8 protein-coding genes are annotated in these 10,153 nt (G+C 63.6%); 3 read left to right on the forward strand and 5 right to left on the reverse strand.

The window, feature by feature from the left end; translation table 11 throughout:
• Nucleotides 1–50: 50 nt before the first annotated feature.
• Nucleotides 51–491, reverse strand: a complete 441-nt coding sequence (locus IEY36_RS29960) for a cupin domain-containing protein (RefSeq protein WP_188973933.1) — start codon at nucleotides 489–491, stop codon at nucleotides 51–53.
• A gap of 216 nt (nucleotides 492–707) precedes the next feature.
• Here IEY36_RS29960 and IEY36_RS29965 point away from each other — a divergent pair, with 216 nt between their 5' ends.
• The gene (locus IEY36_RS29965; RefSeq protein ID WP_229681713.1) at nucleotides 708–1,043 is read left to right on the forward strand and encodes an alpha/beta hydrolase; all 336 of its coding nucleotides are present in this window, start codon (nucleotides 708–710) and stop codon (nucleotides 1,041–1,043) included.
• 431 nt (nucleotides 1,044–1,474) lie between these two features.
• The gene (locus tag IEY36_RS29970) at nucleotides 1,475–3,445 is read left to right on the forward strand and encodes a hypothetical protein (RefSeq protein WP_188973936.1); all 1,971 of its coding nucleotides are present in this window, start codon (nucleotides 1,475–1,477) and stop codon (nucleotides 3,443–3,445) included.
• A 381-nt stretch (nucleotides 3,446–3,826) separates the two neighbouring features.
• On the opposite strand, the gene IEY36_RS29975 is transcribed toward IEY36_RS29970, so the two are convergent.
• From IEY36_RS29975 to IEY36_RS29990, 4 genes are all read right to left on the reverse strand, one after another.
• On the reverse strand, nucleotides 3,827–4,570 hold the full coding sequence (locus IEY36_RS29975; RefSeq protein WP_188973938.1) for a hypothetical protein: 744 nt from the start codon (nucleotides 4,568–4,570) through the stop codon (nucleotides 3,827–3,829).
• 194 nt (nucleotides 4,571–4,764) lie between these two features.
• Nucleotides 4,765–5,574, reverse strand: coding sequence for an HAD family hydrolase (locus tag IEY36_RS29980; RefSeq protein WP_229681714.1), 810 nt, complete (start codon nucleotides 5,572–5,574; stop codon nucleotides 4,765–4,767).
• Between the two features lie 325 nt (nucleotides 5,575–5,899).
• Nucleotides 5,900–6,568, reverse strand: coding sequence for a hypothetical protein (locus tag IEY36_RS29985; protein WP_188973942.1), 669 nt, complete (start codon nucleotides 6,566–6,568; stop codon nucleotides 5,900–5,902).
• A 388-nt stretch (nucleotides 6,569–6,956) separates the two neighbouring features.
• Nucleotides 6,957–8,747, reverse strand: a complete 1,791-nt coding sequence (locus tag IEY36_RS29990; RefSeq protein WP_229681715.1) for an arylsulfatase — start codon at nucleotides 8,745–8,747, stop codon at nucleotides 6,957–6,959.
• Nucleotides 8,748–9,068: 321 nt separating this feature from the next.
• Between IEY36_RS29990 and IEY36_RS29995 the strand changes: the two genes are divergently transcribed.
• Nucleotides 9,069–10,052: a formylglycine-generating enzyme family protein gene (locus tag IEY36_RS29995; RefSeq protein ID WP_188973944.1), complete on the forward strand. Its 984-nt coding sequence runs from the start codon at nucleotides 9,069–9,071 to the stop codon at nucleotides 10,050–10,052.
• The last annotated feature ends 101 nt before the right edge of the window (nucleotides 10,053–10,153 follow it).

Here is a 10,153-nt window from a genome sequence, read left to right on the forward strand (position 1 = left end):
TCCGCATGGCCATGATCCGCATCATGCTCCGCCGACTGGCAGCAATGCCCTCAGCATGAATCGGAACTTCCCGGATGGGCTCTCAGCACCAGCACGGGAGGAAGTAGCTCCAACACATTGCCGAGCATTGGCCGCGAAACAGTGAAATTGCCACAAATCATGGTCGAGAAAGGATCTGTGCGGTTACCGTGACGAATGATGCCAAGAAGCGGTGATGATCGATCAATATCCATGATATGCAAAGGCTTGGCATGGCGATCCGAATAGAATACGTGAGGATCTCCGCGCGTAATGACGACAAAATCGCCCGCCAGCATCTGGATTTCGTGATCCTGCCCGAACGCGAGGCTCGCTGAGCCCTGGCTGAGATAGTGAAACAGGGCGTAGGGGCGCGCCGGCAACTCAAGATGCCAGGGATGTCCAAGCTCGAAGTGAAAAAGCAGCGTCCCGCCGAGACGAACGCGATCGAGTATTTGGGCAAGTACGTCCATGCTGCTGAGATTACGCTGCCGGACGATCGGACACAACATCCGGACGATCGATCCCTATCGTCCGAAAGGCTCACTGAATAGGTCATGTCGCGACAGGCCGACGCCATGTGCGGCGACCATTTCGCTAACGCAGATGGAAGAAGCGCGACCTCGCCGGAAACGCCTGTCCCTTCCCCCCAGGACTGTGTTCGTCCGACATGCCTACAGGAGAAGCTAATGCTAAAGCGAAATCTACTCCTCTCAGCCGCCACCGGACTCCTGGCCGGACCGACATTGGTCGGCTCCGCCCGCTCCGCCGAACCGCCACGGGGAGCAGCCCACAACATCGTGCTCGTGCACGGCGCGTTCGTGGACCAGTCGAGTTGGCGACCCGTTGCCGAGATTCTCGAGAAGAAGGGCTACAACGTCACGCTCGTCGAAAATCCGCTCACCTCCCTTGCCGCTGACGTCGATGCCGCCAGGCAGGAGCTGGCGAGGCAGAACGGCAGAACCGTTCTAGTCGGCCATTCCTGGGGGGCGTGCGCGCGGGGGGCGCTGCTTGTGTGCCACTAGACGCGGAAGAGCTACGTCATCACCTTGCGCACTTGAGTGGTGACGGGGTGACCGAGAGCGCGGAACTTCGCGCAATCCGGGAGAACGCCGCGGCTCTTCTAACACGCGACGTCCTCGTGCTGCCGGAGGAAGAGCCATTTCTCTCGGCCCTTCTCCTCGCTGCCTGCATTGCCATCCGACAGATCTGGGCGGACGAGGACCTCACGACTGAAGTCGCGCGCCGACAAGCCGACTGGGCTTGGGACCATGTTGTGCCGAAGGCACCGGATTGGTGGCATAGGCTGAGGGAGGACAGCCGACCTGCACCTACGGCGGAGGTCCTGCGCGCACCTCTCGTGCTCTTGCTGCCTCTCTTCGTGACGGACCCGGAGCGTCGGAGAGCGGCGCGGAGTTGGCTTGAGGAACGGCTCTTGGTCCCGTGGTGGACCAACTTGGAATTTCGGAAGCTCGCCGGTGACGTCGCGCGGGCTCATATTGTTGAGTTCTCCGAGCGCTTCGAGGGCGACCTTCCTCGCGGCGATGTAGCCGAGGAACTCATCATCCGGCTGCCCCCTGTCGTGGCCGCCGAACTCCGCGGCGACGCGGCGTTCCTGGAGGCGAGCGGGCTGCGCGACCGGTTGCCTCTCGCGGGTGTCGGGCCCGACCTCATCTTCGCACTTCCCGCGATGCGGAGCGCGGCACGTTCCGCACTGAACGGCCAATCGGCAACGGTTCGGGATTTGCGCAATAACCGCGACGTGCGGTTCACGGCCAAGCACGGACGGCTGATGATGAACTGGGAGGCGGACGGGGAGATGCAGGAGCGGGAGGCGCCAGTGGACGCCGCGCTGCTGTCGCCATGCGCAGCAGAGCGCATGGAAGCCTTTGGGCAACTCGTTGCAGACGCGGGGCCGTCCGGTCCCGACCCTGTCCGCTGGCGGCCAGTGTTGGAGGCTGCAGAGCTTTCCGACGGCGACCTGGATACGATTATGGAGGAGGTAGCAAACGCAGTTCCCATCAGGATTGCCCGCACGGCGAACGCACTCTCGCGAGGTGTATTGGACCTTAGACTAATGGTGCCCAGTGACCTTCGGTATTGGGAAGGGCTCTGCGGTGGCGCGCCGGGGGAAATGACGCAGGCTGAATGGCTTGCCTCGGTGTGGCAACCAAGGGCGGCACATCTTTTGACGACTTTCGGCGCGGAGGGTTTCCGGTTCATCGCTGCCGCAAATGGGCGACCCGGGTTCATCGACAGTGCCGCTTCTCCGTCTGTCGAGGTGCTAGAGGAACTTGCGGCTGAGGCGCAGTCGGATTGGGGGCCACTTGCTCGGCTGGCAATCGTCGAGGCAGCTACAGACCACGTCGGTGGCGATTTCATTGGCCAAGCGGCCTCCCGGCTCGTGCTGGATCTCGCCGAAGCCGAAGGGGAGGCAGCGCTGCGCCTCGAAGTGTTCGCCGGCCTGTTCCGGTTGTTGGGGGCAGCACTCCTGGTGTCTCCCTGCATGGCTGGTCAGCCACCCTATTGGGTCCGGCTATGCGCCCTGGCGCAGGCCGATCTGCTCGTCGGGCCGGTCCTCGCCGTCCAGCCCGATGTGCCGAAACTCCTGAAGGTGATGCGGGAACTAGCTCCCGCAGGCGGACATTGGGCGGAACTGCTTTCCCTTCGGGAGGAGCCGCTTTGGCGGCCCGAGATGGCGAGCGCCGATTGGCTACGGGCTGAAGTGCTCGGCAGACTCACTGCACTCCTTGCCCACTTGGGGGACGTGGAAGCGGCGGAGCGGGCGGCCGCGGCGACGGCCGAGGCGGGTCGCGCCAGCGGCTACCCTCCCGCTGGCTTCTCACCGGGCCCGCTAGAGTGCGCCGCATTGCCACCCGGCGGAGCAGGCAGTGTGCCGGACCTCGTCAATTCGGTGGATGCCGCGCTGCAGGCTATTGAAGGATCCACCTCAGTGCCGGTCGCGTGGCGATTTCTTGACATGGCGTCGCGCCATATCCAGCTCGACGAGGTTCACTTGGGTAAGCTGGCCTCGCTTGCTGAAGGCTGGAGCCCAGTTGGCGAGAGCGGCGAATTGCGCTGGTTACCGCTGATGCATCTAGCTCGTGCCGCGGCATCACAGCGCGACGCCGAACTGGCTGAAAAAATTCTGCGAACGATTCGCGCGACACCCGAGGCAGGAGTCGAAGCAGGGTCTGCCCTGCAAATCGCGCTGGCAGCTTCGGCCGCTTGGCCCCTAATCGATGAAGCCGTGTCACACTTTGCGGAGACAGCGCTCTCGGTGGCTTGGCGGGCCAAGCGCGATGGATGTGTCGAGATTGAAGCAGTTCTTGGAAGTGTTGCTGACAGACTGCCACTCGGCGCATCCTGGCGGCTGTCATTGCCGAGAATAGTCGCTGAGCTTGGGGCACATGCCCGCGGCGGGTAGCTGCTCGTTATTCCTGACGATGGTGAGTTAGAACTGCAGACACCGCGATCGCCGCCTAGGACGCGCAGCACTTCTCGCTGGACTTCCTGCACGCGCTGAACAGCGCCATCACGTGTCTATTGCTTAGGTTGCGCCGCTTTATCGAAGGGTGGGGCTCGATCAACGGTTCGGACAAATGGAACACCGCGCGGGCAATCGGATTGCCGAAAATCGGAAGCGGGCGCGGGAAAATCGGCCGGCAGTTCAACGGCTTAAGCTTGAGGGTAAAATCGGCCTACCCTCAAGGTCAGGAGACTTTCTGCTCTCTCCGGCCGAAAAAGGTCGGTAGTTGCGCCGTCGAACCATCAAGATCCGCGCGCAAACCCCGGCCAAACCTGCGCCTCAGCGCGGCGCCCTGACCAGGAGAGACAGGTTGTGAGAGAGAAGATTGGAGCAGCGGTAGGAACCGGGATCCAAAATTCTCTGGCCATAGGCCGGAACCGCCACTTGCGGCAGCTTTCCAGGAACCGGACGGAGGGCCGGCGGTATCGTGGGCTTGCCGCATCTATCCCGCCATTCCAGTCGCACACACGCTCCCTTAGCGGAAGCGGCCGCCCGGGAGGGGCCGCGGGCGAGCGCCCAATAAGCCTGCATGACATCCGGCAAAGAGGGCGGCTGCGATAGGCGTGCAATTGTCTCCTGCGGTCCGACGGTAAAGAAATTTCGCGGCAGAGCGGCCAATAGCGCCGGCTGGTTGTTAGCGTCGATGGCAGTCGCCGCCGCGGCGAGGCCGTTGATCACCGCCTGGGCAGGCGCACTCTGCGGGATGCCAAGTGCGCGGCGTGCAGTCCAACGAGATTCCACCAGGCTGTTGATACCGACATCGCTTGCCGTCATCCAGCGCGGGTTGTTCGGGAGTGTATCGGCCAGCCATTCGAGTTCGGCGATCGCGCGCGCGGCCGCGGCGGGCTGGTTGGGCTGCGGATCGCGGTAGAAGGCCACGACCTCCTGCCCGACCACGACGATCGGGTCTCGCCCTACGATGGCGCCGGACCCGCCTAGGCTCTGCGGCAGGGTAGGCGGCGGGCCGGAAGGAGCACAGGCGGCGACGGAGAGCGTCAACATCAAGGCGACGCGGCGCATCATCGGTCCATTCTCGGGTCGTTGTTCACGAATGATTATCACGAGAAGCGCGCAGGGCCGATCACCATGGCTACAAAATCCGTGCGGTGGCTAGAGAGGCGGACTCTGCGCTTCGCGTCGGCTGAGCGCCCTTCATTTCAGGGGACCGCGGTTCGACAGCACCGGACGGAACCCTCGGTCGCTCGGCCTTGGCGTCGTCAACTCCCGGGGAATATCCGCAGCCAGTCGTTCCTCATCGATATCAGTCGCCAGCCTGCGGCGGGCGCCAGGGTCAAGCCGCGATCGAGTTTGCCGACATGCGTCTCGCGGTCATAGGCGTATTCGCGCACTGCGTCGTCGTGGTGAACGAACAGACCGAGCCGCGGGCCGGGGCTGGTTGTGGCGTACTGGAGCATCTCGATATCGCCATCGGAGTTGCCGAAGGCGATGATCGGGCGCCGACCGATGAACCGGCCAATCCCGACCGGCTTGCCCGGTCCGTCATCCACGGCCTCGATCGCGGGCAGGCGGAACAGCTCCGACTTTCCGTCAGGCAGTAGCCGGAACTCCGTCTTTCCGACGGACCCGACAACCTGGGCAATCGGCACGTTGTAGGTCGGACCGCTGAAGGCGCGGACGAACTCCTGCCCGCCGCCGGTGACGATCCAGACAGCGAAGCCTTCCCGTCGCAGCAGCCGCATAGCCTCGAGCATCGGCTGGTAGATCAGTTGTGTGTAGGGTCGATTGAAGCGTGGATGACGCGCGTTGGCGAGCCATTGGGTAGCAATGCTGTTGAACGCATCCTGAGACATGCCAGTGTGGGTCACCGCGATGATCTCGGCCAGACCTCGCTCGCCGGCCGCCATAACGACGCGCATATCGCCATCGACGGCTGCCTTCAGGACCGGGTTGGCGAGCAGCGCCGGGTCGCGCTGCGTCATCTCCTTCAGCCGGTCGATGGCAAAGGCGAACTGCGTGTACATCGGATGCTCGACCCAGAGCGTCCCGTCATTGTCGAAGACGGCCACGCGTTCAGTGGGTGCCACGAAATGGCGCGTGCCCGGCCGTGTCACACGGCCGATGAGCGACTGGATGGCGCGCTTCGTCTGGCCGTCACGCCAGGACGGGAGGGGATCGCCGGCAGCTTGCTGCGCCGGAGCGGGCGTTACGGCAGCGAGGGTCAGAGCCGTCGCCGCCAGGGCACGGCGCGTCAGTGCGACGAAGTGATCAGGCATCGTCTCCTCCTTGCTCTCCGGTCCATTGGCTGCGAGCCGCAGCCCATGATGCACCGACACTTCAGAAGCTGAAATTCACCGCCAGAAACGGTCCACTGAACGAGAACTCCTGTACGAACTAGTCATTGCCCTGGTCGTAGTAGAGGTAGCGATACCCAAGCGTCACGCCCGCCCAGCCGGTCTGGTATCCGATGCCAGCCATCGTCTGCCAGGTCAGGCGTGAGGAACCGGCGCCGACATCGACGGAGCAGGGCAGGTGAAAGCCGGCGCCGAGCAGGAAGCGGCCGCGTGCACCGACGATGCCATCGAACAGGCTTGTGCTGTCGTTGAGCCGCAGACTGCGCGACAGTGCGACCCCACCCCGTGGGCCGGCAACATCGGCTGTGAGTCGGACGTCGGTGTTCGCCGAGAGGGAGAAGAGTCTGAAGCCGGCGAAACCAACGACATTCCCCAAGTCGCCCTGAGCCAAGGTATAGCCGCCGGCTAGGGTCCAAGGGCTTTCCTGCACCGTCGAATCGATGCCGGCGTTGAGCATGGTCGAGACGGGATTGCGCCCGATCTGCACCAGATCGATCGAATCAACGCGGCTCCCTGCGTTGCCCATGTCGAGGAAGATGAAGTCCGTCATGATCGAAAAGCGCTCATAGCGCGCCTCGGCGGCGATCATGCCGGCGAAGTTGATGGCTTCCAGTAGGTTGATGGCGTCAATGCCGACACTGGCACTCTCGGCGTTGCCTGAACCAGGCGGAAGGGCATAACGGACATTCCGTTGTTGGTCGGCGCCCACGCATAAGGCGTGACGGTAAAGCGCCAGCCTGGCTCTAGGGCTGGCTGTGCGGCAAGGTTGCCGGGAACGCCCAATGCAACCGCGAACGCCGCGCCAAGTACCCAGGCCGTGAAATGCAGCCTCGTCAGCAATGCCACCTTGGTTGTCTCCTCGATCCAACGCGCTACTCCCGGATCCGACGCGCGTTAATGTGACGGCATGGGCGAGAACTGCGTCACGCGTTTGAACCGCAGTCATCCTGAACGATGCGCCTCACTGCAAATCCTGAGTTCACTGCGGCGAGCATCGACTCTCCTGCAACGCGAATCGCGTTTCGTCCTAAAATCCGATCAGCGGCGCCCCCGACGAGCGCCGCCTCTTTGCCAAGCCTCAAGACCCGCGCAAGCAGTCACTCGGACGGATGCCGAGCACTTGCGCGGATCTGCTCAAGAATGGCGGTCAGATTGTAGCTCGCCGGTGCCTGCATCGGCGGGAAGGCCTGCAGCGTCTCGAACCAGCGCAGCCACAGTTGCTGGCCGATGGGTAGCAAATTCCAGTCGTAGATATAGGCCGTGCTGGTGCTGCCAAGCGCGCCACCCATGAACATGGCGGATTCCGCGCCCGGGATGACGTTCTGCTCGAACGGGTCCCGCCGAATGTTCTGCACCATGGTCCAGTGGAAGTTAATCAGGGGCATAAACCAGCCATCCGCCCCCGGCTGCGTCATGGAATAGTACATCTTCCAGTTCCGATAGCGCACCGCCGAAGGCGTCGCACCGGAGAAGTAGTAGAAGAAGTCGCGCGCCGAGGTCGCTGAGCGGCCGGTCAGCATCTCGATCTGATTCACGCCATCAAGCGTCGTGCGAACGAGGCCGGCATATCCACCCTGTTCAAGCCGTGTGCGCAAATCGTTGCCCGACGGACCGCCGGCGATCTGGACTAGCGTTGGCAGCCAGTCGAGTGCGGCGAACATCTGGCTGTTCACGGTGCCCGGACGGATCACGCCGGGCCACCGAACCACCAGCGGCGCACGATAGCCGCCCTCCCAGGCCTGGCCCTTCTGGCCACGGAACGGCGTGACGCCGCCATCGGGGAAGGAGACCTTCTCGGCACCGTTGTCGGTGGTGAAGACGATCAGCGTGTTGTCCAGTTGCCCCATCTGCTGAAGGTGGTTCAGCACCAAGCCGATATTGTCGTCAAGCTGTGCCATGCCCGCTTCGTTCAGGCCGTAGTCGCGGCCGCCAGGCTCGCCGATCATCGACTCATAGCGCGGCGGCAACACCGTGGTGACATGCATGCGGGCAGGGTTGTACCAGGCAAAGAACGGCCGACTAGTCTGCCGCGGGTCGTTGCGGTTGAGCCAGTCGATCAAATGGCCGGAGATTTCCTCATCAACCCCGCGCGACCGGTCAAGGGTCAGCGGGCCTTCGTCGCGGCAGGTCTGGTTCGCCGCCCGTCCGTCGGGCGACGTGCACCGCAATACATTCCGCGGCGGCGTCAGGCACACAGTGGTCCGCGGATCGACCGCGCCGGGAACCTCCGCCACTCCCGGAATCGGCGTGTTGCGGCACGGCGGCGCGACGGTCTGCGTGGTTGGATTGCGGTTGATGTCAGGGAAGCTGACCCCTTGCATCGCATCCAGGTGGTAGAGGTAGCCCCAGTATTCCTGGAAGCCGTGTGCGGTTGGCAAAGCGTCCGTGTGGTCGCCCAAGTGATTCTTGCCGAACTGCGCGGTGTTGTAGCCAAGATCGTAGAGGAACCGAGCGAGGGTGGGGGTGCCCGGCAGCAGGTAGGTCGGGCTGCCCGGCAGTTGGGGCGGGATCATGCCCGTGCGCAGCGGATACATGCCAGTGAAGAACGCGTTGCGGCCAGAGGTGCAACTCTGCATGGCCAGGTAGTCCATGAAGATCGCACCTTCTTGACCGATTCGGTCGATGTTCGGCGTTGCGCCGTTCATCAGGCCGCGGTGGTAGATGCTCGGCTGCATCCAGCCGATGTCGTCGGCCATGATGAAGAGGATGTTCGGACGCTGCGTCGTGGGGGGCGTTGCCGGCGCCCTAGCGACTTCACCTGGTGTCGGCACGGGCCGCGCCTGTTGGGCGTGCGTCAGTGAGGGGGCTGCCATGACTATGGACGCGCCGAAGGCAGCGGCCATGGTTATTGTTCGCGCCCGGGTACGAAGATCCTGCAGATAGCTCATGGGATCCATGGCTTTTCGCTCCCTTCGTTGGCACGCTGGCCAGCGTCCCATAGGCGACGCTGCGGGCAATGGTATCCATCTGCCAACTAATTTCGTTTCGTGAAATTTTCGAAACAATCATCAAATGATCTGGAGAGCGGCACGTGGCTTGCCGCACCGGTTTTCGGCTCGCGGCTGACGCCACGCCGATGTGTAGGTTCTGCGTGAAGTAGCCACCAATTCCGACACGAGCTTCGTGCAGTGGACGCCGCGAATAAAGCGGGCATGCTGCATTCGGTGGGCTAGCCAAGTGGATGTTGCGCCAGCTGGAGGACGCGGTTCATGTCGAATGCCATGAGTGCCTCCCACGTCGAAGCCGTAGTGGCCGGCATGTGCCACGTACCTGGCGGGGTGTTCCTGATGGGCAGCGACCGGCATTACCCGGAGGAAGCACCCGCCCATCGCGTCCGCGTCGGCACATTTTGGATGGACGCGACAACCGTCACCAACGAGCAATTCGCCCGCTTCGTCGCCGATACCGGCTACGTCACCTTGGCCGAGCGGCCGCTTGACCCTGCGATGTATCCTGGGGCCACGCCGCAACAGCTCAAGCCCGGCTCCCTGGTCTTCCGCAAAACATCAGAACCGGTGCCGACTGACGATTTCCGTCGATGGTGGGCCTGGACCACCGGAGCCTGCTGGCGCCATCCAGAGGGGCGCGGCAGCGGCATCCAAAGTCGCCGCACCCACCCCGTCGTACAGATCGCCTATGAGGACGCGGAGGCCTATGCCACCTGGGCGGGCAAGTCCTTGCCAACCGAAGCGGAATGGGAGTTTGCCGCCCGCGGCGGGCTGGACGGCGCGGAGTTCGCCTGGGGCGATGAATTGACACCTGGTGGCGTGCACATGGCAAACACCTGGCAGGGCGCATTCCCGTGGCAGAACAGCGCCGATGACGGGTTTCCGGGCGCAGCTCCGGTCGGCTCGTTCCCACCGAACGGCTATGGGCTCTACGACATGGCCGGCAATGTATGGCAGTGGACGACTGATTGGTTCGCCCCGCGTCACGCAGCGGACCCGCAGAAGTCATGCTGCATGCCGACCGATCCGCGCGGCCCTGCCATGGAGGGGTCTTTCGACTACACCCACTCCGCCGTGCCGATCCCGCGCAGGGTGGTGAAGGGCGGGTCGTTCCTTTGCGCTCCTTCGTATTGCCGGCGCTACCGACCCGCGGCGCGTCACGCGCAGATGATTGACAGCGGCATGAGCCATATCGGATTCCGCTGCATCGTCCGCGGAACTTCTGGGAGCGCGGGCCAAACATAGGGAGAGCAGGCCGCGGATGTGACCAGCCCCCATCGAGTGATCCAGGCGGAATTTTAGTGGGCCATCGCAAGCGCGCCTACTCCTGGGCTGATCGGCGACCT

The organism is Neoroseomonas lacus (genome assembly GCF_014644535.1).
Lineage (GTDB): Bacteria > Pseudomonadota > Alphaproteobacteria > Acetobacterales > Acetobacteraceae > Neoroseomonas > Neoroseomonas lacus.

Bases quoted from the DNA above. Each gene is read 5' to 3' on its own strand.
- IEY36_RS29960 (WP_188973933.1), bottom strand. From the start codon at position 491: ATGGACGTACTTGCCCAAATACTCGATCGCGTTCGTCTCGGCGGGACG.
- IEY36_RS29965 (WP_229681713.1), top strand. From the start codon at position 708: ATGCTAAAGCGAAATCTACTCCTCTCAGCCGCCACCGGACTCCTGGCC.
- IEY36_RS29990 (WP_229681715.1), bottom strand. From the start codon at position 8,747: ATGAGCTATCTGCAGGATCTTCGTACCCGGGCGCGAACAATAACCATG.
- IEY36_RS29975 (WP_188973938.1), bottom strand. From the start codon at position 4,570: ATGATGCGCCGCGTCGCCTTGATGTTGACGCTCTCCGTCGCCGCCTGT.
- IEY36_RS29995 (WP_188973944.1), top strand. From the start codon at position 9,069: ATGTCGAATGCCATGAGTGCCTCCCACGTCGAAGCCGTAGTGGCCGGC.